Origin of the sequence: Agrilactobacillus fermenti, from assembly GCF_047943045.1 — a bacterium.
GTDB classification, from domain to species: Bacteria; Bacillota; Bacilli; order Lactobacillales; family Lactobacillaceae; genus Agrilactobacillus; species Agrilactobacillus fermenti.
On sequence record NZ_CP181347.1, the window covers coordinates 2,329,228 to 2,351,741 of the forward strand.

Sequence of the window (22,514 nt, forward strand, 5' to 3'; positions counted from 1 at the left end):
CTGAGCACACATTTTAATCAAAACAACCGCGACAAAACTTAAAGGAGGCTAAGCCGATGTCTGAATCCCAACCCAATGACCAATTAACCCATTTTAATGATCAAGATCGAGCAAGAATGGTTGACGTGACAGCCAAAGCCGTTACGTTTCGCCAAGCAACTGCTGTTGGTGAGATCAAGATGCAGCCCGAAACCTTACAACGTATCCAACAAGGACAAATCAAAAAGGGCGACGTTTTAGCCGTCGCTCAAGTGGCGGGAATCATGGCTGCAAAAAAGACAAGTGAATTGATTCCCATGTGTCATCTAATTCCTTTGACAGGTGTTGACATCCACTTCTCTGACAATCAGAAAGATACGATTTATGCAACCGTACAAGTCAAAACTAAAAATGTGACTGGGGTCGAAATGGAAGCATTAATTGCTTGTCAAACCGCCCTACTTACGATCTACGATATGTGTAAGGCTATGGACCGCGGCATGGTCCTAAATAATTGCCATTTACAGGAAAAATCAGGCGGTAAAAGTGGGCATTTCGTTTATGGCACCGAGGCATGAAGAGCGCTCCAATTGGTCTGATCCTGGCTGGTGGGCATTCTAGACGCTTTGGCACCGATAAAGCCCTGTTTCAACCCCGAGGGCAGTTGCCTCAAGTTCAACAAGTCTACCAAGCCTTGGCACCATTGGTTTCTAAAGTTATTGTCAGCGCAAATGCTCAAAATGCCACTGCTTTAAGCCAACTATTTGAGTCAATACCTGAAGTCCAAATCGTTCAAGATCGGGCACCCTATATTGACCAAGGCCCTTTAAGCGGTATCTATGCCGCTGCAGAACAAACCAACCTATCGCTGGATTTTTTATTGACAGCCACTGATTATCGAGCATTGACCACTGATTTATTAAGCCATTTAAAGGCTCAGAAAAATGTCTATGCCCAAGTCTCAGATCAAGCGCACTATACAGTTAGCCATTTTGAAACCAACGCTACTGAAGTCCACCATTTCTTGCAAACCGGCAATCGACGTTTACAGGATTTTCTAAAACAAGTCTGCCACTGTCAGCCCCTGATTCTACCAGCACATTATCGATCACAGTTACAAAATAATAATCAAAGGAGTCTCCATGATGACCATAAAGAAAGCCCAAGCTGAGATGTCCCAAGGCGATTTTCAACGGCTATTACAAATTGCTTTAAGCGACTTGCGTATCCGCCGAACCCTACTTGAAAATCATATGGCAGATGTCCAAGCTGAACCTCGCTCCTTAGAGCAAGACGATGAGATCGACCGTACCGAGCAGCAGATTCAACGTATTGCTGCCGATTATCGGCACTACCAGACATTTGTAGATGAAGCCATTGCCAAAACGATCGATGTCAGTTACGAACAGCCCTGAAAAAACTTTGACAGAAAGAAGTTGAAAAGAGGTATGACCATGGCCGATTTAGCCGAACAGTCTCAATATGATTCACTTGTCCAAAAAATTTATCAAGATGCTGATTTTGACTTCGTCGGTGTGGCGATTCAAGACCGTTTGAACGGCGGTCAGATTCGCTGGCGCCATGTCATCGGTAACATTAGTCAACGCTATCGACGCATCATATTACGAACCGGCTTAGGTATTGCTGGTTTAGTCATTCGTACAGGTGAACCTTACTTTGATAATCATCTGGACCAACAGCCCCAAGAATTTATGTACACGCCCATTACCGTAGTAGAAAAACTCACTGCGGCCGCAGCCATCCCTATCGTGGACCCCACTACCCAACTGGTGACTGGTGTTTTATTAGCAGGTTACCGTGACAATCGAAACGTTACCCATGCAACAATTGCAAAATTGGGGTATTATTTAAAGCATAGCGAACACCATCAATCTTCCTAATTTAAGGAGGCTAAGTTATGCTTGAAATGTCTAATTGGGTCATGGAGAACTTTACCCGGGCCAGTGATGCCATGTTTATTTTTCAAGATGATCAAGTTTTATTAATGAACGATTTAGCTAAAGACTTAATTGATCAATCCCAAATTGATCTCGATTACCTCAAGGCAATCGTTTTAACATACATTAAGCGGGACCATTCCGAAAGTGATGACTGCTTTGGTTGCGCCATCAAAGGACAATTAAGTAACATTACGATTCCCGTCACTTTAAATAAGGACAGCGATACACCGCTATCCTTCTCTTTGGTGTATCAACAATTATCAGAAACACAAAATGTTTATACGATCACGCTGAAAAGCCTGGTTGCCAAACAACGAGTGGACCAGCTGGCGATGCAAAAATCGTTGATCCAATACATCAACCGTGCCCACGAAGATGAACGTAAACATATTTCTGAAGATCTACATGATTCGATCGCTCAGGGTATTTTTACAGCCATCATGGGTATCGGCCGCCTAGTTTCAGAACAAGCCACAACTTCTAAAGCAGAGTTTGCCAATCAAGGTGAATTGATTCAAAATCAACTACGAGAAGTGCTCAATGAAGTAAAAGGGATGGCTTTAGATCTGCGGCCTTCTGCCTTAGACGACCTTGGCTTAGTTCCAGCTCTAAAAACGTTGATTCAGCGGCTGCAGGAGAACACCGGTATTAAGATTACGTTCATCAACCGACTGCAAGCTATTACGGTCCCCAATGATATTGCCATCGTCCTCTATCGGATTGCCCAAGAAGCTATGAGTAATGCGATCAAACATGCGGACACTGATGAGATCACGCTTTTATTGTTAGCCCATGATAAACGAGTATCTTTAGAAGTTATTGACACTGGTACCGGGTTTGACACTCAAAAGATGACCCAACCCAATGGCCGTTCATTAGGTTTACTAAATATGAATGAGCGGGTAAAAGCCTTAAATGGTGTCTTTACCATTGACTCCAAAGTCGGCGAAGGAACCTCTGTCAAAGTCGAGTTCCCTGTTCGTTCCGCACATTTGGAGGCGTAAGTTTGCATAAAATCTTAATCGCAGATGACCATGCCATCGTGCGTAACGGCTTGTCTTTTTTGATCAACCAACAGGCAAATTTTCAAGTGGTCGATCAAGCAGCAGATGGTAACCAGACTTACATGAAAGTCGAGCAAAATCCCATCGACATACTCGTGATGGATCTCTCCATGCCGCCAGGCGAAAGTGGGCTGATCACGGCAAAACGGATCCATGAACATTTCCCTGATGTTAAAATCGTGATCTTGTCCATGCATGAAGAAGAAGAGTATATTCGCCAAGCCTTACAAAATGGCGCCAGTGCTTATATTCTCAAGAGTTCACCCGATTCAGAATTACTTAATGCGCTGAATAAAGTCATTACAAACGAGACTTATTTAGATGCTAATATTCGACTTTCTGAAGAGTCGGCTGAAGCAATCAACGCCGGTGGTGCCAATGAATTAGACCTTAAAGAATACAATAACTTATCCAACCGTGAGAAAGAAGTCTTGCCTTTAGTTGCCTTAGGTTATAGCAATAAAGAGATTGCCCAACAGCTTTTCATCTCCGTGAAAACCGTTGAAGCTCATAAAGCCAACATCATGAAAAAATTAAAAACAAAAAATCGCGCTGAATTAATTCAGTACGCGATTCATCATCATCTGATTGAATTATGAGAACATTTGCTGCTGAAGCCAGTTAGCAATATAAGTTTCTACTTGTGTTCGGTCAGGTTGCCTTTCAAAGAATAGTTCGTGTCGTAACTCGGGCCATTCTTTTTTTGTAACTTTTTTTAACCGATTATTGGCAACCATCTGTGCCAGCCACTTTTGTTGTTTGCCAAAATCACCCACAGGATCTTTGCGACCACTGATGGCTAATAACGGAAAGTCCTTAGGCAGCTGTGCAAGCCAGTCGCCCTTTGCCTGCATTTGCAGCAGTGTAAATAATGTTAAAAAGCCATTTGTCGTAAAAGTAAAGCCTAGCAATGGATCTTGTTTGTATTTTTCAATTTCAGCTGGATCATTACTCAGCCACGAAAAAAATTCAAGGCGGTCAAAGTACCAACTATACAACCCAAAGGCCAGTATATTCAGCCCATGGTCTGGCCGCTTAGCTGTTAGTTTAGCTTTCCATCGAATCATAGGCATTACCGGCGCCAAGATCTTCGGCAAATAAACGTTACCCATCAAAATACCACCTGTATAATCTGCAGCGTAACGCCCTAAAACTAGGCTTGTAATGATTGAACCCATGGAATGGCCGAGAATAAATAATGGCTTTGTGGGCCAAATCTGATGTAGGCGTTGTGTCCAAAGATGACTATCCTCAATCAAGTTTTCTTGCCCATTAGGTCCAAAGTAGCCTAACTCTTGACGACTCCGGATACTTTTGCCGTGACCTAAATGATCGTGAATTGCCACTGCAAGGCCTTGTTTTGTAAAAAAACGAGCCACTGGTTCATAGCGTTCGGCGTATTCTGCCATCCCATAAACGATTTGCAGCACTGCCTTCGGTTCTTGCGCGGGCAGCCAGATAACCGTATGAATCCGATGCTGCCCATCACTAGACAAGAAAGACCCACTCTGTTTCTGCAAAGTGCAACACCCCCTAGTAATATATGTGTGATTTAGTGCTATCTTAACGGACTTCAGTTAATTTTACCAGTCCAGTGATTGCTGAAAATCTAAAAATCAACTATGATAAAATAGTTAATATTTTTTTACATCTAATTTATCATTAGGCGGCTATTATGAAAAAAATTAGTATAACTATTACACATCTCATTCGTAATATTTTTGTCTTTTTTCTGGCAATTTCATTACCCATGGCCTTTATGACACCAAACTTTAAGGCGATTCACATTGACGGCCACTATTGGCTGCGTGTCTTGGGTGTCCTCGCTAGTATTGCTCTCCCTTACTGGCTCTCCCAACTTCACACCTACCGACGCCTCAAACGATTCAAATTATCGACTCGTCCAGTAATTGGCTTACTTATTCTATTGTTTATTTGGCAGTTGATCATTTACTTACCCCTTACTCTCGAACCGGTATGGGATCCAGGGGTGATTATGCAAAACGTCACTAATCCCATCGGTTTTTTTTATTTTTCTTGGAACTACAATAATACATTGCTTTTAACAATTGAACGGCTGCTCTATCACTTACTCGTTCCTGGTCTCTTTACATCACTCCCCCATGCCCTTTTATTCGCCAATGCGATCATCATTGATCTAGCCGTATTCAATATGTATCTTATTGGTAACCGTCTCAAAGACCGGCAGCTTGGAACGATTCTATTTTCATTGGGATTGCTGTTTTTTGGCCTTTCTCCTTGGGTACTGGTTTTTTATTCTGATACATTAGGCTTGTATATGCTGACATTATTAATTTTAATCGTCTGCCAACTCCGGCGCGCCCATATGTATTGGCAGAAGTTAAGCTTACTGTTGCTATACACGATTATGGCTTTGATTGCCTACCTATTAAAGCCTACCACCCTCATTTTCTCAATTGCCGTTATTTTGAGCATGCTCATTCAAGCTGGTCGTACCAATAATCTTAAACAGAACTTCTCACGACTCTTCATCGGCCTGCTATTATTTCTAACGGTTTTTGCTGTAGGTGCAAAATATTATCACCACTATATTTACCAAGATGAAAAATTCTATGTGTCTGGTCAATGGCGTAACCTTGATCCTGAGTTGCGCTTGCCGCCCACTCATTTCATCGCTATGGGTTTAAAGGGGATTGGTGGCTTTAACGGCAGGGATGCTGCTGAAAGTTATCAAGCCAAAACTTATCAAGCACGCGATCAGCTGAATCGTCGGAAAATCAAACAGCGCCTGCAACAATACGGCATCGTTGGTTACTTTAACTTTTTGTTTGTTAAACATCATAATAACGTGGCGAATGGTAACTTTGTTTGGGACGGCGACCGGTCTTTCACCTTTAAAAATAATCCTGCCCATCAGTCAAAGTTAGCGCAGTTCAGTATGAGCTTCAATTACAGCAAAGGGCATGCCCGTCCCATTATGCGCTTTCTAAACCAAGTCACTTGGATCGTTTTATTAGTGTTAACATTGCTTAGTGCTTTTACTGGCCGAGTGAAGCATTCCCTCGTACTGCAAAGCGCGCAATTAGCTATCGTGGGACAAATGATTTATTTATTGATTTTCGAAGGGGGTACGACTCGGTACTTATTCATGTGGTTGCCTTGTTTCATTATTTGCGGCTATTATGGCGCCCTAGTCTTAAAGAATTGTGCCAAGCTCAATTTATTTCCTAAAAAAGAAAAAGTCGCCAAATTACATATATCTTCATAAGACCAATGCTAAAAAACGGATTATAGTGGCTGAAAACAAAACGTTAGTTTCGCCCCAGCTACTATAATCCGTTTTTGATTGTGCTTATTCTTCATCAGTCGAATGATTTGAAAGTTGTACTTTTGCCCGTTCAAGTTCTTTTTTAATTTCATCAAAGCCAGTGCCGCCTAAAGAATCACGGTTGGCTACGGCGGTCATTGGATCTAAAGCCGTGTAAACATCGGCTTCGATCAATGGCGAGATTTTTTGGTATTCCTCTAAAGTGAGATCCTTCAAGAATTTACCAGCTTTGATACACTTCAAGACAGTTTCACCAACGATCTCATGGGCTTGCCGAAAAGGCAGACCTTTTTTAGCCAAATAATCGGCTAACTCCGTGGCATTAGAGAAATCATGAACAGTAGCATGTTTCATCCGATCCGTTTTAACTTGTAGTGTGTCCACCATGCCTTGCATTACCTTTAAGGACATGATCACTGTATTGACAGCATCAAACATGCCTTCTTTGTCCTCTTGCAAGTCTTTGTTATAGGCCAATGGCAGCCCCTTCATGACTGTTAATAGCCCAAATAAATCGCCATAGATTCGTCCAGTCTTGCCCCGGATCAGTTCTGCCATATCGGGGTTTTTCTTTTGTGGCATGATCGAACTGCCAGTTGCGTAAGTATCAGACAATTCAATATAGCTGAATTCTTGGCTTGACCAGAGAACCAACTCTTCACACATTCGGGACAGATGCATCATTAAGATCGCTGTATTGCTAAGAAACTCCAGAATAAAATCCCGATCTGACACCGCATCTAAACTATTATGATAAACCGCTGAAAAATCTAGCAGTTCAGCTGTCCGCTCTCGATCAATTGGGAAAGTTGTCCCCGCTAAGGCTGCCGCGCCCAGGGGTGAAATATCGGTATGCTTTAAATTAAAGGTCAAACGTTCATAATCTCGCTGGAACATATTCTCATAGGCCAGCAAATAGTGCGCGTAGGAAATGGGTTGAGCATGTTGTAAATGGGTATACCCCGGCATGACCGTCGTCACATGACTTTCAGCTTTGGCAACCAACGTTTTTTGCAGTGCCACGATCAACGGCAGAATCTCGTGCAGACGATTACGTAAATACAAGTGCATATCTAATGCCACTTGATCATTACGACTGCGAGCCGTGTGCAATTTGCCGGCCACCGGTCCAATCAAATCGGTCAGTGCTTTTTCTAAGTTTAAATGAATGTCTTCATTCGCAATAGAAAAATGTAGTTTACCTGCTTCAAGCTGTTGTTGCAATTGCTTAAGACCAGCTTCGATCTGCTTGGCCTCAGACACCGCGATAATGCCTTGTTCGCCCAACATTTGCACATGGGCCAAAGAGCCCTGGATATCTTCTTCAGCTAATAGTTGGTCAAATTCAATGGACGCGCCAAATCGTTGCACATATTCACTTGGTTCTGCCGTGAACCGGCCACCCCACAATTTTGTTGTTGCCATCCTACCATTACCCCCTTTACTTAGAAGTGACTTCCGCGTCGCCCTTCTTTTGTACTTGTGCAGCGACTTGAGTTGGCAAGCCCCAAAGTTTGATGAAGCCCACAGAAGCCGCTTGGTCAAACGTATCCGAAGCTGTGTAGGTTGCTAGATCCTTATCATACAAAGAATAAGGTGATTTCCGGCCTTCAACGACAACATTGCCCTTGAACAATTTTACCCGAATCTGTCCCGTGACGACGACTTGGGTTTGTTTAATGAAGGCAATCATGGCTTGCATCAAAGGTGAGAACCATAAGCCGTTATAAATGGTATTGCTCATTTGATTGGTAATCTGTGGTTTGAAGTGGGCGAGATCCCGTTCAAAAGTCAGGTCTTCCAAAGCTTGATGCGCCGTCATTAAGACTTCTGCCCCAGGTACTTCATATACTTCCCGCGACTTGATACCCACCAACCGATTCTCAATATGGTCGATCCGACCGATCCCATGCTTACCAGCCACTTGATTCAAATGTAAAATCAAGTCGGCTAAATTATAGTTTTGGCCGTCTAAAGCAACGGGGACGCCTTTTTCAAAATCAATCGTAATGATATCTGGTTCATCTGGCGTATCTTCTAAATTACTCGTCCATTCAAAGGCATCCGTCGGCGGTGTAACCCAAGGATCTTCCAAAACACCAGCTTCATTAGCCCGCCCCCATAGATTTTGGTCAATGGAATAAGGACTGTCTAAGTCAATTGGCACGGGAATATTATGTTCCTTCGCATAGTTGATCTCTTCTTCCCGGGACCAATGCCAATCTCGAACTGGTGCTAAAATCTTCATGTCTGGTGCTAGAGCATGAATGGCTACTTCAAACCGCACTTGGTCATTGCCTTTTCCGGTACAACCATGCGCGATCGCACTGGCGTTAGTTTGCTGAGCCACTTGGACCAACTTTTTGGCAATCAGCGGCCGTGACAATGCTGAGACCAATGGGTAAGTTTCTTCATATTTAGCGTTAGCTTGTAAGGCAATCAGAGCATATTCATCCGCAAACTCAGCTTTACAATCTAATGTATAGGATTCAACTGCCCCGACTTTCAGGGCTTTTTCTTTGATGAATTCTAAGTCTTTACCTTCGCCTACATCAATACAGCAAGCAATGACATCATAATCTTTGTCTTTTAACCACTGAATCGCTACAGAAGTATCTAGTCCGCCTGAATAAGCTAAAACAACTTTTTGATTTGCCATTAGAAAAACCCCTTTTGTTTTTAATGTTTCCTTAATCGTTGTAAAGAATATACACCTTTATGTAATTTAATGCAAGTAAATTCAAAAATATTCACATTTAATGCAAAAAATATGTATATTTCTAATTGCGACTGCAGTTGACCAATCCCCCAACCGCCCGGTATGATAGGAGTAATCTTTTGGAAAGTAGGCACGAATTTGGCTTTTTTAACTAATAAACAGCTGATAGATACACTGCTGACGAGTGGCATTGTGCTCATTTTGATTTTGGCCTTTATCCTTTTACGCACTTTAGCCCATTATTATACGAGTTATGAAAAAAAGATTGAGCGGGCGTTGCAGCTGTTCTCACTTTTGGGCTTCTCCCAATTAGCCGTTAATCTGATCATTTTATTTTTTGGCTTTCGTTCATCTGAAGATCATCAAACTTTTCAAGCAAATGTTTGGCTTCTAATTGCCAACGCCACGCTCATAATTTCCATCGTTTATAGCCTTTATGCGCGTTATAAATTCTTTCATATCTACCAACCACAGCCCAAACATCGGCGGAAAAAAGATTAAGCAAATGATTACCGCTCTATTGATAAGTTCCTTTATACTTGCTTCGTAAACGTTTACAAAAGCAAAAGGAGGTTATCTCATGAAATTCGATTTTAAACACAAAGTTGCTTTGATAACTGGTGGGGCATCAGGGATCGGTTTGGCTGTTGTCAGCAATTATATTGATGCAGGTGGTCAAGTGGTCGTCGCTGATCTTAATCAGCAACGGTTGGCCGAACTGACGGAAAAATATGGTACCGATACTTTTTTAGGTGTTCCCACCGACGTTAGTAATGAAGCCCAAGTCAACCATGCTGTTGAAGCCGGTGTTCAAAAATTTGGCCATTTAGATAATGCTTTTCTAGTGGCTGGGGCTAATAAATTAGGGCCACTCCTAGATCAATCTATGGCTGACTATGACTTTGTTCTAAATATCGATCTACGCGGTGTCGTCATGTTTATTAAAGCTTTTGGCCGTCAGATTCGAACACAAGCAACGCCTGGTACGATTGTCAATATTGCTTCAATCAATGCACTCGTCCCTGAACCACTTGGCTCTGCTTATTCCATTGCCAAAGCTGGCGTCCAAATGGCTACTCAAAGTGCCTCCTTAGAGCTGGCACCTTTTAATATTCGGACAAATGCCATTCTGCCAGGCCTTGTGAATACACCATTGACAGAATCGATGCGTGAGAACCCTGAAATCAACGCTGAAATGATGAAAAACATTCCCTTCAAACGCGGTGCTGATCCTAGCGAAATTGCCCAAGTGGCACTCTTCCTTTCGGATGACGCTTCTAGTTATGTTAATGGCGCCAGTATTGTAGTTGATGCTGGTGCAACGAGCGCAACTTATCCAGACTTAAGTCAGTTGTTCAAGTAATGCCCCAGTTAAAATTTTTTAACGCCATAAATATTTGATATTTTTATTGCACTTTCTTCACCATTTTGTCACAGATCAACGTTATGCTGTATTCATCAAGTAAATCATTCCTCCCCCAAGGAAGTTACTTGATACCCAAACTTAAAATGTATTTTCTTCATTATCTTCCTCCCAAAATAAAATGAGCTATGGCTTTGGTAACCGGATATTTATCTGAAGTGGGTTCGATTCCCACTAGCTCGATTGCCTAGAGATAGGCTATTTCATCCTTCCCAATCCCAATATAAAAACTGGTTCAAGACAAAATTAGTGTTTTGTTTTGAACTGGTTTTTTATTTTGTACTCAATTCTGCTAGCACGCCAAATCTATCCAGCTTCACGCTCACTCTGATTTTTTATTTTAAAAAAGTTCGTTATAATTAAAGCAATTGAATTATGCCACTTACTTAAGGAGGGTCCATCATGAAGTTAAAACACTATGTATACTTTATTCTGTCACTACTAATCGGATTAAGTGTTAGTGGTTTATCAGTTGATCATGCCGTTCAAGCCAAGACAACACAGGTATCTAGCGGTAAAATAGCCACTTTCAACCAAGGTGCGGTAACTTACACCAATGGCCGTTTCACATTGTACAAATATACCAATTTAACCAAAAAGCAACGCCAACAATTACCCCAATCTGAATACCGACAACTCACTAGTAAAGATACGGCTTACTATTTAAAATTGAAATTTGATTTGAAAAATACGACTAATGAAACCGTCTATACTACTGGTTTTTTCAATGACGAATATGAACAACCTGACCGCAAGGACGTTGAGATCATTCCAAGCATGACAGCCGATAAAACGCGCTTACGCTTAAAGGCCAACGAAACTAAAAAGCAGCAAACAGATCTGCTCTACCTGGGTGCCACTAAAAAATCAGCTAAGAAACTAATTCAAAATGGCTTTTATGAATTTGAAATGGGTGAATTACGTAACCAAGACAAACACGAAATTGCTGACTCGGTCAAATACAGAATCGATTTTACCCAAAAGAAAGCCAGCGCAACCTCTGTTAAAGCTGAAGCACCCGAGGCAGACGATTGAGCTATTGTGTGCGTTAATGAGAAGTCTACGGTTTGTTGTCATTCTTATTAGTACTCAAGTACTGAGCCCCTTTTATCTCGACTTTTTCACTTCACAAAAAAGCTCTATAACCGTTAGCTTGTTTTGGCTAACAGTTATCGGGCTTTTTATCTTGGCTTCAATTCTACGACAGCTTATTTATCTCCAACCGTGAACCGCTCTCGACTAACTTGTGGGTGTTCGATTTCATCTAAAATAGCCACGGCCATATTGCCAGTTGTCACTTGTGATTTGCCAGCAGCATTATACATGACTTTATCTGTTCCGCGAACATAGCCGCTGCGTGCCCCGGGTACAAAATCACGTTGTGGCGAAACACCCACCCAATTGACATTCTGAACAGAATTCAAAAAATTTAGCTCGTGGAATTGACTTTCAGGTACATCGATCCATTGTTCATGATTCGGTAAGGTTTGAAGTTTCTTTAACAGCCGTTGATCGCCATCTAATAGACTGGCTGCACCTAAAATAAAGACAATTCTAGGTTTGTCAGTTTCTCGTAATTCATGAATCAGATGGGTGGCTAAATCTAAATGTAAATAGCCCTTTTGTGTCCCTAGAGGCACACCAAACGCATCAATGATCACGTCAAAGTTCAGCAATTCTTCACGTGTCAACGTAAAAGCATCTTTTTCTAATAGGGCGACATCAGCGCCAAAAAGATCCCGTGCCTTGGCGCCATTGCGCACAATGGCGGTTACTTCATGGCCACGTTTTTGCGCTTCTAAAAATAATTCAACGCCAGCTTTACCAGTCGCACCGATAATACCAATTTTCATATCATGAACCTCCTAAACCACTATTATAAAATAAGCATAACATATAAAATTCGAAAACCGCACCCGTAAAGTTTAAAATGAATCATAATACTATCATAATTGGGGGATATCTATGACTGTTTTAGATGTGACTGCGCTCACCAAATATTATCCGACTTTTCAACTGGACAACATTTCTTTTCAGTTAGCTGCTGGAACGATCACTGGCTTTGTTGGTGCCAATGGTGCTGGTAAATCCACGACTCTAAAAGCGATTCTGGGTTTATTAAATATAGATCACGGCCAAATTACCTATTTTAGCAAGAATTTTTTTCATAACCAAACCGCGATCAAGCAAGATTTAGCCTTTGTGGATGGTGGTATCACGTACTTTCCCAGAAAAAAACTACGTACCTTAACAGATACAACAGCCCGGTTTTATGCCAATTGGGATGCCCAACGTTATCAAACTTATCTGGAGAAATTCCAATTGGATGACCGCAAAACGCCCCATGAATTATCTACCGGGATGCGCATCAAATATGCTTTAGCTGTTGCTTTATCTCATCATGCCAAACTATTGATTCTTGATGAACCGACCAGTGGTCTAGATCCGGTTTCTCGCGACGAACTCCTGACCATTTTTTTAGATTTAAAGGCTCAAGGTGTGACGATTTTATTTTCAACGCACATCATTAGTGATTTACAACAATGTGCTGATAATATTTTATACCTACACCAAGGTAAGTTATTATTTGATGCGCCGCTAACTGAATTACTGGCACGCTACCAATTGATTACCATTACCGATCCGGCCGACCTATCGCAAGCTCAAAAGCAAGCCTTTCAATATGCTAAAGCTGAACAGGTCAATGGTCAAAAACTGTGGCGGGGGCTTACACAGCAGCCAGATTTATTCCCGGACAGCCAACGTTCCGCTGTAGACCTTGAAACTTTGATGGTTCATATTGAAAGAAGTGTCGCTCTTGTTAACTAATTTACGCAAAGAATTCAAATTAAGTTTACATCCTACTGTGCCCATTTTCTGGTTACTAAGTGCTTTAGTTTTAGTCCCTAATTACCCTTATTTAGTCATCTTCTTTTACACCACACTGGGACTCTTCTTTATTGAACTGAATTCTCGGGAAAACAATGACTTACGTTACAGTCTACTATTACCACGCAGTAAAGCTGATATTGTCAAAACCCGGCTCTTCTTCATCATGATCATCGAACTGATTCAAGTTATTTTGATCCTGCCCTTTGCCTATCTACGTACACTTTGGTTGTCTGACCTCAATGTGATTCCTGGTCAAGCCAACTTGGCACTATTAGGTTTAGGTCTGACGCTATTAGGTCTGTTTAATCTCACCTTTTATCCCATTTTATTTAAAGACCCCACCCGGATCGGTCGTGCTTACATTTGGGGTACCATTGTTTTAACTATTGGCATTACTTTTGTTGAAACTTTATTCTTTATTAGTTCTTTTTTTCAAACCAATCTAAATGATCTAGCGCCGAAACACTTTATGGCTCAATTTTTAACTGGCTTTGTTGGCTTAGTACTCTTCTTTGGCTGCAGTCATTTTGCCAATTACTTCGCCACCCGCCATTTTGAACATTATGACGCCTGATTTTAATTTACTAACGGTTGTTTTTTTAAATTTAAAAGCCACCAAAAATAAATTTAACTATTTATCACCACTATAATAATAATCAATGACATTATCTTATTTTTACAGACCCCATCTTCGCCTAATTTTTGGGAAGCCTTTATGCTTAATAAGTAACATCAAATTCCTAGAGGAGGCCCAAATAAAGATGGTAAAAATTATTGTTCCAATGACAAATCTATTCGAAGATGTTGAATATACTGAACCAAAGAAAGCTTTAGAACAAGCAGGCCATGAGGTTACCTTAGTCGGTGAAAAGGCTGGTGAAACGATCACAGGTAAGAAAGGTCTAGAAGTCACCGTAGATAAGGGTATCGATGATATTCAAGCAGCTGATTATGATGCTTTATTAATTCCTGGTGGCTTTTCCCCAGACCAGCTGCGCGCTGATCAGCGTATGGTTGATCTTGTCCAGCACTTCCTAGAAAATGACAAACCTGTCTTTGCCATTTGTCATGGCCCACAGCTCTTCATTCAAACCGGCCTCACGGAAGGTCGCAAAATGACTGCCTACCAAACCGTACAACCCGATCTGAAATATGCCGGCGCCCAAGTTAGTGACGATGCTGTCGTTATCGATAATAACTTGGTCACCAGCCGCAACCCCGATGACATCCCTCAATTTAATGAAGCCATCGTAGCCCATCTGGAACACTTATAACAGAGCGCGAGTGAAGCTGGTTAGCTTTGGAGCACGAACTTAAAAACCACCTCGTATACAATGACGACCGTATACGAGGTGGTTTTTATTAGAGCAAAATTCAGATCAGTGTTTTTAATATAACTCAAAGCCCGGCTTAAATTGCATGAGGTTGGCTTTGACATCTTTCAAGAAGCCCCCTGCAGCAACGCCGTCCAATAAACGATGATCCACAGACAGAGATAAATTGACCATATCGGCAATTTTGAAGCCTAAACCATCTGGTGTGGGTTTTAATTCCTTACGGATCGATTCAATCTGGATAATCGCTGCTTGCGGATAATTAATGATACCCATAGAAGCAACCGAACCAAAAGAACCCGTATTATTGACGGTAAAGGTTCCACCTTGCATGTCATCTGCCGTAATTTTACCCGTTCGTACAGCATTAGCTAACCGGGTAATTTCACTGGCAATACCTTTAACAGATAAATTATCTGCATGTTTAATGACTGGAACGTATAATTCGTCACCCTTAGCTACGGCAATCGAAATATTGATCTCATGATGAGTCAAAATTTGATTATTTTGCCAAGAACTATTGATCCGTGGATGCTTAACCAGTGCTTGAGCTACTGCTTTTACAAAGAATGGGAAGTAAGTTAATTTGTAGCCCTCTAACTGCTGGAATTTTGCCTTTTCAGATTGTCGTAATTTAACTAAATCTGAAACATCTTGTTCCACCATCATCCAACCATGTGGAATCTCAGCTTTACTTTGGACCATGTGATCTGCAATGGCTTTACGGATGCTGCTAGCTGGCTGCACGGTATCCGTCGCTAACTGACCCATCAAACCAGACTGAACTGGCTTAGCTTGAGCCACTGATTTAGCAGGTGTAGATTGAGGTGTTTGCGGCTGGGATCGTTGTGCCACAAAGTTTTCAACATCTTTCCGTGTCAAGCGGCCTTGATGCCCAGTACCGGTAATTTGGTTAGGATCTAATTGATATTTGGACAATAGCGTTGCCACAGCAGGCGAAAACCTGGGCCCATCTGTTGTTGCCACAGATGGCGTAGATTCTGTTGCTATCGTGGCTGCTGTTACCGGTGTTTGCGGCTTAGTCGGTGCAGGTGTGGTCGTTGTTTGATCATCATCTGAAACTTCGGCGCCAGCTTCAGTTTCCATCACAACGATTGGCGTCCCCACTGACACGGTTTCGTCTACTGGTACCAAGATTTCCTTAACTGTGCCAGAGAAACTAGCTGGCACTTCGGCGACCACTTTAACCGTTTGAACTTCACAAATGGGGTCGTACTCTGCAACCTGATCACCCACATTGACCAACCACTCCACGATCGTGCCCTCAGTGACACTTTCGCCTAAGCGGGGCATGGTCATTTCTTTTTGCATTGCCATTCACTTCTTTCTGACAGACTAAAACTGTGCCAATTTTTCCATTGCTGCTTGAACGTCGTCGGGCTGGATTAAGAATGCTTTTTCTAGATTCTTCGCATAAGGCATAGCTGGTGTATCAGGGCCGGCCAAGCGTTGGATCGGAGCATCTAAGTCAAACAGAGCTGCTTCGTTAATAATGGCTGAAATTTCACCTAATATGCCGCCTTGTTGATTATCTTCATTAACAAGCAGCACTTTACCTGTCTTTTTCGCTGCTGCAACGATGGTTGCCTTATCGAGTGGATACAAGCTGCGAATATCGACAACTTCAGTGGAAATGCCTTTTTTTGCTAAGGCTTCAGCGGCTTGTAACACGTATTGTAAGGTCATCCCATAACTCATGACCGTAAGATCGTCACCTTCACGTAGCACTTGGGCCTTATCAATTGGTGTTAAAATTTCTTCATCTGGATCAATATCTGCTTTGATACTATGATATAGCCGTTTATGTTCATAGAACAAAACTGGATCTTCACAGCGGATCGCACTTTTAAGTAGCCCCTTGGCATCCCGTACGGTTGAAGGCGTCACAATGCGTAACCCTGGTTGGCCCATAAATACTTTCTCAGTAGATTGAGAATGATAAAAGCCGCCACCAACGCCACCACCATAAGGTGCCCGAAAGACAACGGGTGCTGTCCAATCGCCTTGGGTGCGGTAACGCATCCGCGAAGCTTCAGAAATGATCTGATTCGTTGCCGGCAAAATATAGTCTGCAAATTGAAATTCAGCAACGGCATGATGTCCCGTAACGCCAAGGCCAATGGCTAAACCAGCGATCTCCGCTTCACTTAGGGGCGAATTAAAGACGCGTTCATCGCCGTACTTTTGGGCCAAGCCTTGCGTAGCATTGAAGACGCCACCCTTGACACCACCGACATCTTCACCAAAAATCGTCAATGTTTCATCCCGAGCCAGCTCCTCATCCATCGCCTGGTTCAATGCCTGTAAATAATCGATCTCAGCCATAAATACCATTCCCCTTTTCTTTCGGTGCGTAGACTTGTTCTGTTAATGAAGCTACATCTGGGAGTGGTGCAGCTTCCGCTTGGTCAGTAGCGACATTGATTTGTTTTTTGATAGCCGCTTCTAAATCATCTAATTCAGCTTGTGTATAAATATCCTCAGCCAAAACTTGTTGTGTCATAGTCTTCAAAGGATCCTTAGCCTTCAAGGCAGCCAATTCAGCTTTAGAACGATAAATCCGCTGATTATCATCACTTGTATGATCCAACAACCGAATCACATTCAGGTTGATCAAAGTTGCCCCAACACCAGTTCGCGCCCGGGCTACAGCATCCTTGAAAGCCAAATAAGTCGCTGTAAAATCTAAGCCATCGACATCGACACCTTTGATACCATAGGCGGCACCGCGGTCAGCTAGATTTTTGGCAGCATATTCCTCATTACTTGGGGTAGAAATCGCATAATGATTATTTTCGATAACAAAAATAGCCGGTAATTTCGCCACACCAGCAAAGTTCAAAGCTTCATGAAACTCACCCTCAGCCGTAGAACCTTCCCCAGTCGTTACCAGTGTCACCCGATCACTCTGTTCCAATCGAGCACTATAAGCCACACCCGTTGCTAGTGGAAATTGACTGGCAACCGTTGAAGCCTGTGAGACCACATTCAAATGTTTGGCACCATAATGGTTAGGCATTTGGCGGCCATGAGACGAAGGCCCTTCAGCGCGGCCAAATGAGTCTAATAAAATATCTTTCATCGTAGCGCCCCACAACATAAAGGCGGTCATATCACGATAATAGGGTAGAAAATAGTCTTTTTTAACATCAAAAGCAGCGACCATAGCGGCCTGACCAATTTCTTGACCTTGGCCGGAAACATTGAAAGAGGTCTTCCCCGTACGTTGTAATTGAATCAATCGTTCATCGAGCCGTCTAGCACTTAAAATTTGCTTATAAATTGTCTGTAAAGTGGTCTTGGATAAACCACTATCCAATAATTGAGCTGTCATATTACACACTCCTTTAGACATTCTGCGCCTGGTTTTGAATCTTACTAAATATCCGTTGCCAAATCTTTCGTCATCAATGTTGCTTGCCGAACGGCTTCTGATAACGTTGGGTGGGGATGAATGGCGGCACCGATTTCTGTGGCTGAGGCATTCAAATATAAGCCCAAGCCGCCTTCCATGACCATGTCCGTTGCATGTGGGCCGATGATCATCAGTTGTAGCAGATCATCAGTGGTCGTATCCACGGTGACCTGTACTTGGCCCTCTGCTTCTCCTTCAATCAAGGCCTTGCCATTAGCTTGCAGTGGGAAAGTTCCCGTTTTGACTTGATCCTGTTTTTGTTGCGCAATCATAGTCGGCCCCACAACAGCCAATTCGGGATAAGTATAGATACATCTCGGAACTTGATCATAATCAATCGGCTCCACCGACTGCCCACTGATGAAATCAATGGCATGAATGCCCTCTGCCATAGCAACATGAGCCAGTTGAAGCGTATCAATACAATCACCAATTGCAAAAACATGCGGCAGACTCGTTTGATAATGGTTATCCACTTGAACCGTCCCTTTGGCTGTTAACTGTACTCCTGCTTCGGCAAGACCCATGCCTTCCGTTTGCGCCTGACGCCCAACGGCAACTAAAACTTGATCAGCCGTCAATTCTTGTGCCTTGCCTTGAGCATCTTCATAACCTACAACCACTTGCTCAGCAACAATTTTTGCAGACTGCACTTTGGCAGTGGTCGTGATTTTAAGCCCATGGCGTTTAAGAATTGGCAACAAGGCTCTTCCAGCAGCTGCCGTCTCGGTAGGCAGAATATGGTCAGCATATTCTAAAACATTGACATCAACGCCCAAATCATTTAGTAAAGAGGCCCATTCCAAACCAATTGCACCGGCACCAATGATCACCATAGACTTAGGTAAATCCGTTTGCTCAAGCAATTCTTTAGAAGTCACAATCTTATGTCCATCAATTTCAATGCCAGGCAGTGTTTTGGGCTGAGCGCCAGTTGCTAAAATCAAGTTTTTAAAATGAAGCGTTTGAGTCGTTTTTCCAGTTGTTACCTGTATGGTCTGACCATCTTGTAATTTACCAAAGCCAGAAATAACTGTAATTTTGTTCTTTTGCATCAAATAGGTCACCCCTTGGCGTAGCTGGGTAACCACCTTTTCCTTGCGTTGATGGATCTCATCAAACTGGAAAGATGCCTGTTCGTTATGTATACCAAAGTCGGCACTTTTTTGTACTGTACGTAATACTTCAGCACTCTTTAAGTATGTTTTTGTTGGAATACAGCCTTGATTCAAACAAACACCACCCAAAAGTTGTGCCTCGATCAAAGCAACTTTTAAGTGGTGTTTGGCCGCTTGAATGGCAGCTGTGTAGCCACCAACACCGCCGCCTAATACGACAACATCATAATTCGTATCCATAAATCTACCTTCATTTCTTAGAACTGACGGAATCTTGCCACTCGTTTTTCAATCAAGTCATCAGGTTCAAGCTCGCTTAAATCAGCTAACTTTAACATTAATTTCTTTTTCAATGTTTTAACCAAACGATCTTGATTCGTGGGCTCAGAGATAATTTGATCCACTATTTTCATGTCTAATAAGTCATTGGGGGTCAGCTTCATTAAATCAGCTGCTTCATCAGCTTTTTGGCTGTCTTTCCAAAGAATCGATGCAAACCCTTCCGGTGATAGCACCGAATAGATGGCATTTTCAAACATCCAAACTTCATCAGCACAAGCCAAGGCTAAAGCACCACCGCTACCACCTTCACCAAAGATAACCGCGATGAAGGGCACTTTTAAATCATAAGACGCCTCTAGCAGCGCAGCAATTGCTTCTCCTTGACCATGTGCTTCAGCGTCCGCACCCGGATAGGCACCTGCTGTATTGATCAACGTCACGATGGGGCGCCCAAACTTATTCGCTTGCCGCATTAAGCGTAGCGCTTTGCGATAACCTTCTGGCTCGGGATCACCATAGTGGGTGGCAATTTTATCTTCTACAGTTTCACCCTTTTGTGTCGCAATTATCGTGACGGGCCGTGCACCCAATAGACCAACACCACCAATAATTGCCGGATCATCGCCAGAACCGCGATCACCATGGAGTTCGACGAAATCTGTCAGCAGACCATCAATCAACTTTTGCGTTGTGATTTTGTCAGCGCTGCGGGCAGCTTTCACAACTTCTGCTGCCGGTCGATTTTTTTGTGCCATCGTTATTTCGTCAACTCCCTTTTGTTTAGTCGCACCATTTGAGCAATAAACGCCCCTAAAGTCTCGCGCTTAATAATTGTATCCACGAAACCGTTATGTAATAGATTCTCGGCACTTTGAAAATCCTTAGGTAATTTTTTATTAATTGTTTGTTCGATCACTCGGCGTCCAGCAAAGCCGACTAATGTATGCGGTTCTGCCGCAATAATATCGCCTTGCATTGCAAAACTAGCTGTGACACCACCGGTCGTTGGATCAGTCAAAATGGTTAAATAAAACAAGCCTGCTTCATTATGCTTGGCAATTGCTTGCGAAATTTTTGCCATCTGCATTAAAGCTGGCATACCCTCTTGCATTCGTGCTCCACCAGAGGCTGTAAATAAAACCACCGGTAACTTTTGCTCAGTTGCTCGTTCAAACAGACGGGTAATCTTTTCGCCGGTAATCGTCCCTAAACTACCCATAATAAAGAATGGGTCCATGATCCCCAAAGCAATATCTGCCCCAGAAATCCGAGCACGACCTGTCCAAACCGAATCATTCAAATTCGTTTGTGCCTGAGCTTTTTGAAGTTTAGCGTCATACCCAGGAAATGCCAAAGGATCTTTTGTTTGTAGATCTTCATCCCAAGAAGCATAATCGGCAGTCAACATTTCTAAGCGTTCTAACGCCTTTAAGCGCAACCCATAACCACAGCTTGGACAAACGCGAAAGGCGCCATAGCTTTTATAATAAAACCCCTGTTTGCAGTGAGGACATTGGATAAACAAATTATCTGGCACTTTTTGCATATTTTGTTTTTCCGGCTGGCGGTGGGGATGCGTTTCAACGTACGGCTTTTTCTTGAAGAGATGCACGGCTTGGCGCCTCCTTTGCATGATCCTTGAGGTAGTTTTTGAGGAAATATTGTTCAATGTAGCTATTATTGGTCTTCCCAGCTAAGAAATTGGCATCATCCAATAACTTACGTTGAAAGTGTCGATTAGACTTAATGCCTTCAATATCCAACTCATCTAAGATTCGGCGCATCCGACCAATCGCTTCATCTCGAGTATCACCATGGGTAATAAACTTAGCAATCATCGAATCATAATAAGGCGACACTTCACCGCCAGAATAAACGCCACTATCAATCCGAATACCCATCCCACCAGTCGGCAAGTAAAGATAATCAATGTGTCCAGCAGAAGGCATAAAATTATGTTTAGGGTCCTCTGCGTTGATTCGACATTCCAGCGCATAGCCATTGAGTTGAATATCATTTTGCGCAAATGGCAATTTTTCACCAGCGGCTACTAAAATCTGGGTTTTTACAAGATCCACTCCTGTAACCATCTCAGTGATAGGGTGTTCCACCTGAATTCGAGTATTCATTTCCATGAAATAAAAATGATGTTCTTGGTCCATCAAAAACTCAACTGTTCCAGTATTGATATAGTCAATGACCGTCGCCGCTTGTAATGCGACCTCACCTAAATGCTGCCGTTCTTCAGCGGATAATACAGGACACGGTGTTTCTTCCAAAACCTTTTGATGATTCCGTTGCAATGAACAATCGCGCTCTGGAAAATAAACCCCTTGCCCATGCTGATCACGAAAAATTTGAACTTCGACATGTTTCGCTGGTGAAATAATTTTTTCCAGATACATCGCACTATCGTTAAACGCACCTTTAGCTTCTCGCCGGGCATCTTGAAAGGCAGCTGCAAGTTCATCAGCGGAATTGACGCGCCGAATCCCCTTACCGCCACCACCAGCAGCTGCTTTGAGTAAAACTGGATAGCCCACAGAATCAGCTATTTTCCGAGCTTCAGCTAAGGAATCAACGGTACCAATACTACCAGGAATCACTGGTATGCCGTGGGTATGCATTGTGTGTCGTGCTTTAGCTTTATCGCCCATCAAATCGATTGTTTCAGGACGTGGCCCAATAAAGTCGATCTGACATTCAGCACACATTTGGGCAAATTCACTGCTTTCGGATAAAAAACCAAATCCAGGGTGAATGGCTTCTGAGCCCGTTAAGATTGCGGCTGAGAGAATGTTCCGTTCATTTAGGTAAGAGGATACCGGCATGGCACCCCCCACACAAACAGCTTCATCCGCTAACTTGACATGCAAACTATTCACGTCTGCTTCTGAATAAATGGCTACGGAACGAATATTCAATTCTTTCAAAACCCTAATAATACGAACGGCAATTTCACCACGGTTTGCCACCAAGACCTTGTGATACATATA

Annotated in this window: 24 protein-coding genes; 13 read left to right on the forward strand and 11 right to left on the reverse strand. The window is 42.7% G+C overall.

What is annotated here, in order from left to right; genetic code table 11:
* The first annotated feature begins 56 nt into the window (after positions 1-56).
* From moaC to ACNAN0_RS11550, 6 genes are read left to right on the forward strand one after another with little or no spacing between them, the layout of a single operon-like run.
* The gene (gene moaC / locus ACNAN0_RS11525; RefSeq protein WP_416353355.1) at positions 57-557 is read left to right on the forward strand and encodes a cyclic pyranopterin monophosphate synthase MoaC; all 501 of its coding nucleotides are present in this window, start codon (positions 57-59) and stop codon (positions 555-557) included.
* The gene (gene mobA / locus ACNAN0_RS11530; RefSeq protein WP_416353356.1) at positions 554-1,150 is read left to right on the forward strand and encodes a molybdenum cofactor guanylyltransferase; all 597 of its coding nucleotides are present in this window, start codon (positions 554-556) and stop codon (positions 1,148-1,150) included. Before moaC ends, mobA begins: the two co-directional genes overlap by 4 nt.
* Positions 1,125-1,394: a hypothetical protein gene (locus ACNAN0_RS11535; protein ID WP_416353357.1), complete on the forward strand. Its 270-nt coding sequence runs from the start codon at positions 1,125-1,127 to the stop codon at positions 1,392-1,394. Before mobA ends, ACNAN0_RS11535 begins: the two co-directional genes overlap by 26 nt.
* A gap of 39 nt (positions 1,395-1,433) precedes the next feature.
* Entirely contained in the window at positions 1,434-1,880 is a 447-nt protein-coding gene (locus ACNAN0_RS11540) for a GAF domain-containing protein (RefSeq protein ID WP_230912914.1), read from the forward strand.
* 17 nt (positions 1,881-1,897) lie between these two features.
* Positions 1,898-2,944 carry a sensor histidine kinase gene (locus ACNAN0_RS11545; protein ID WP_230912915.1) on the forward strand — a complete coding sequence of 349 codons (1,047 nt, stop codon included), beginning with the start codon at positions 1,898-1,900 and terminating at the stop codon, positions 2,942-2,944.
* Positions 2,945-2,946: 2 nt separating this feature from the next.
* Entirely contained in the window at positions 2,947-3,603 is a 657-nt protein-coding gene (locus ACNAN0_RS11550; protein WP_416353358.1) for a response regulator, read from the forward strand.
* Here the strand turns inward: ACNAN0_RS11550 and ACNAN0_RS11555 are convergent.
* On the reverse strand, positions 3,598-4,524 hold the full coding sequence (locus ACNAN0_RS11555; protein WP_416353359.1) for an alpha/beta fold hydrolase: 927 nt from the start codon (positions 4,522-4,524) through the stop codon (positions 3,598-3,600). The two genes, ACNAN0_RS11550 and ACNAN0_RS11555, sit on opposite strands and share 6 nt — an antisense overlap.
* Positions 4,525-4,679: 155 nt before the next feature.
* Between ACNAN0_RS11555 and ACNAN0_RS11560 the strand changes: the two genes are divergently transcribed.
* The gene (locus ACNAN0_RS11560; protein WP_416353360.1) at positions 4,680-6,254 is read left to right on the forward strand and encodes a hypothetical protein; all 1,575 of its coding nucleotides are present in this window, start codon (positions 4,680-4,682) and stop codon (positions 6,252-6,254) included.
* A gap of 84 nt (positions 6,255-6,338) precedes the next feature.
* Here the strand turns inward: ACNAN0_RS11560 and argH are convergent, their stop codons facing one another.
* A complete protein-coding gene (gene argH, locus ACNAN0_RS11565; RefSeq protein ID WP_416353361.1) occupies positions 6,339-7,739 on the reverse strand; it encodes an argininosuccinate lyase in 1,401 nt (466 codons plus the stop codon).
* Between the two features lie 16 nt (positions 7,740-7,755).
* A complete protein-coding gene (locus tag ACNAN0_RS11570; protein WP_416353362.1) occupies positions 7,756-8,973 on the reverse strand; it encodes an argininosuccinate synthase in 1,218 nt (405 codons plus the stop codon).
* Between the two features lie 198 nt (positions 8,974-9,171).
* On the opposite strand from ACNAN0_RS11570, the gene ACNAN0_RS11575 reads away from it, so the two are divergent.
* The 3 genes from ACNAN0_RS11575 (at position 9,172) to ACNAN0_RS11585 (ending at position 11,491) form a co-directional block, all read left to right on the forward strand.
* A complete protein-coding gene (locus tag ACNAN0_RS11575; RefSeq protein ID WP_230912921.1) occupies positions 9,172-9,534 on the forward strand; it encodes a hypothetical protein in 363 nt (120 codons plus the stop codon).
* Positions 9,535-9,613: 79 nt separating this feature from the next.
* Entirely contained in the window at positions 9,614-10,396 is a 783-nt protein-coding gene (locus ACNAN0_RS11580) for an SDR family NAD(P)-dependent oxidoreductase (RefSeq protein WP_230912922.1), read from the forward strand.
* 462 nt (positions 10,397-10,858) lie between these two features.
* Positions 10,859-11,491: a hypothetical protein gene (locus ACNAN0_RS11585; protein WP_416353363.1), complete on the forward strand. Its 633-nt coding sequence runs from the start codon at positions 10,859-10,861 to the stop codon at positions 11,489-11,491.
* Between the two features lie 173 nt (positions 11,492-11,664).
* On the opposite strand, the gene ACNAN0_RS11590 is transcribed toward ACNAN0_RS11585, so the two are convergent.
* Complete coding sequence (locus tag ACNAN0_RS11590) at positions 11,665-12,309, reverse strand: NAD(P)H-binding protein (RefSeq protein ID WP_416353364.1); 645 nt, start codon at positions 12,307-12,309, stop codon at positions 11,665-11,667.
* 112 nt (positions 12,310-12,421) lie between these two features.
* Between ACNAN0_RS11590 and ACNAN0_RS11595 the strand changes: the two genes are divergently transcribed.
* From ACNAN0_RS11595 to ACNAN0_RS11605, 3 genes are all read left to right on the forward strand, one after another.
* The gene (locus ACNAN0_RS11595; protein WP_416353365.1) at positions 12,422-13,285 is read left to right on the forward strand and encodes an ABC transporter ATP-binding protein; all 864 of its coding nucleotides are present in this window, start codon (positions 12,422-12,424) and stop codon (positions 13,283-13,285) included.
* A complete protein-coding gene (locus tag ACNAN0_RS11600; RefSeq protein ID WP_416353366.1) occupies positions 13,275-13,922 on the forward strand; it encodes an ABC-2 transporter permease in 648 nt (215 codons plus the stop codon). The genes ACNAN0_RS11595 and ACNAN0_RS11600 overlap by 11 nt, the downstream gene beginning before the upstream one ends.
* Positions 13,923-14,109: 187 nt before the next feature.
* Complete coding sequence (locus tag ACNAN0_RS11605) at positions 14,110-14,622, forward strand: type 1 glutamine amidotransferase domain-containing protein (protein ID WP_416353367.1); 513 nt, start codon at positions 14,110-14,112, stop codon at positions 14,620-14,622.
* A gap of 114 nt (positions 14,623-14,736) precedes the next feature.
* Here ACNAN0_RS11605 and ACNAN0_RS11610 read toward each other — a convergent pair whose 3' ends face one another.
* From ACNAN0_RS11610 to accC, 7 genes are read right to left on the reverse strand one after another with little or no spacing between them, the layout of a single operon-like run.
* Positions 14,737-16,020 carry a dihydrolipoamide acetyltransferase family protein gene (locus ACNAN0_RS11610; RefSeq protein WP_416353368.1) on the reverse strand — a complete coding sequence of 428 codons (1,284 nt, stop codon included), beginning with the start codon at positions 16,018-16,020 and terminating at the stop codon, positions 14,737-14,739.
* An 18-nt stretch (positions 16,021-16,038) separates the two neighbouring features.
* A complete protein-coding gene (locus ACNAN0_RS11615) occupies positions 16,039-17,028 on the reverse strand; it encodes an alpha-ketoacid dehydrogenase subunit beta (RefSeq protein ID WP_416353369.1) in 990 nt (329 codons plus the stop codon).
* Positions 17,021-18,037: a thiamine pyrophosphate-dependent dehydrogenase E1 component subunit alpha gene (locus ACNAN0_RS11620; RefSeq protein WP_416353370.1), complete on the reverse strand. Its 1,017-nt coding sequence runs from the start codon at positions 18,035-18,037 to the stop codon at positions 17,021-17,023. Before ACNAN0_RS11620 ends, ACNAN0_RS11615 begins: the two co-directional genes overlap by 8 nt.
* Before the next feature lie 44 nt (positions 18,038-18,081).
* The gene (gene lpdA, locus ACNAN0_RS11625; RefSeq protein ID WP_416353371.1) at positions 18,082-19,476 is read right to left on the reverse strand and encodes a dihydrolipoyl dehydrogenase; all 1,395 of its coding nucleotides are present in this window, start codon (positions 19,474-19,476) and stop codon (positions 18,082-18,084) included.
* Positions 19,477-19,493: 17 nt separating this feature from the next.
* Positions 19,494-20,273: a carboxyltransferase subunit alpha gene (accA, locus tag ACNAN0_RS11630; RefSeq protein ID WP_230912932.1), complete on the reverse strand. Its 780-nt coding sequence runs from the start codon at positions 20,271-20,273 to the stop codon at positions 19,494-19,496.
* Positions 20,274-20,275: 2 nt separating this feature from the next.
* Positions 20,276-21,130, reverse strand: coding sequence for an acetyl-CoA carboxylase carboxyltransferase subunit beta (locus tag ACNAN0_RS11635; RefSeq protein ID WP_230912933.1), 855 nt, complete (start codon positions 21,128-21,130; stop codon positions 20,276-20,278).
* Complete coding sequence (accC, locus tag ACNAN0_RS11640; protein WP_416353372.1) at positions 21,099-22,511, reverse strand: acetyl-CoA carboxylase biotin carboxylase subunit; 1,413 nt, start codon at positions 22,509-22,511, stop codon at positions 21,099-21,101. The genes ACNAN0_RS11635 and accC overlap by 32 nt, the downstream gene beginning before the upstream one ends.
* Positions 22,512-22,514: the final 3 nt, after the last annotated feature.

Coding starts and splice junctions, on each gene's coding strand:
- argH (WP_416353361.1), bottom strand. CDS start 7,739: ATGGCAACAACAAAATTGTGGGGTGGCCGGTTCACGGCAGAACCAAGT.
- ACNAN0_RS11585 (WP_416353363.1), top strand. CDS start 10,859: ATGAAGTTAAAACACTATGTATACTTTATTCTGTCACTACTAATCGGA.
- ACNAN0_RS11570 (WP_416353362.1), bottom strand. CDS start 8,973: ATGGCAAATCAAAAAGTTGTTTTAGCTTATTCAGGCGGACTAGATACT.
- ACNAN0_RS11535 (WP_416353357.1), top strand. CDS start 1,125: ATGACCATAAAGAAAGCCCAAGCTGAGATGTCCCAAGGCGATTTTCAA.
- ACNAN0_RS11590 (WP_416353364.1), bottom strand. CDS start 12,309: ATGAAAATTGGTATTATCGGTGCGACTGGTAAAGCTGGCGTTGAATTA.
- lpdA (WP_416353371.1), bottom strand. CDS start 19,476: ATGGATACGAATTATGATGTTGTCGTATTAGGCGGCGGTGTTGGTGGC.
- ACNAN0_RS11580 (WP_230912922.1), top strand. CDS start 9,614: ATGAAATTCGATTTTAAACACAAAGTTGCTTTGATAACTGGTGGGGCA.
- ACNAN0_RS11605 (WP_416353367.1), top strand. CDS start 14,110: ATGGTAAAAATTATTGTTCCAATGACAAATCTATTCGAAGATGTTGAA.
- ACNAN0_RS11620 (WP_416353370.1), bottom strand. CDS start 18,037: ATGACAGCTCAATTATTGGATAGTGGTTTATCCAAGACCACTTTACAG.
- ACNAN0_RS11560 (WP_416353360.1), top strand. CDS start 4,680: ATGAAAAAAATTAGTATAACTATTACACATCTCATTCGTAATATTTTT.
- moaC (WP_416353355.1), top strand. CDS start 57: ATGTCTGAATCCCAACCCAATGACCAATTAACCCATTTTAATGATCAA.
- ACNAN0_RS11615 (WP_416353369.1), bottom strand. CDS start 17,028: ATGGCTGAGATCGATTATTTACAGGCATTGAACCAGGCGATGGATGAG.
- mobA (WP_416353356.1), top strand. CDS start 554: ATGAAGAGCGCTCCAATTGGTCTGATCCTGGCTGGTGGGCATTCTAGA.
- ACNAN0_RS11595 (WP_416353365.1), top strand. CDS start 12,422: ATGACTGTTTTAGATGTGACTGCGCTCACCAAATATTATCCGACTTTT.
- ACNAN0_RS11610 (WP_416353368.1), bottom strand. CDS start 16,020: ATGGCAATGCAAAAAGAAATGACCATGCCCCGCTTAGGCGAAAGTGTC.
- accC (WP_416353372.1), bottom strand. CDS start 22,511: ATGTATCACAAGGTCTTGGTGGCAAACCGTGGTGAAATTGCCGTTCGT.
- accA (WP_230912932.1), bottom strand. CDS start 20,273: ATGGCACAAAAAAATCGACCGGCAGCAGAAGTTGTGAAAGCTGCCCGC.
- ACNAN0_RS11540 (WP_230912914.1), top strand. CDS start 1,434: ATGGCCGATTTAGCCGAACAGTCTCAATATGATTCACTTGTCCAAAAA.
- ACNAN0_RS11545 (WP_230912915.1), top strand. CDS start 1,898: ATGCTTGAAATGTCTAATTGGGTCATGGAGAACTTTACCCGGGCCAGT.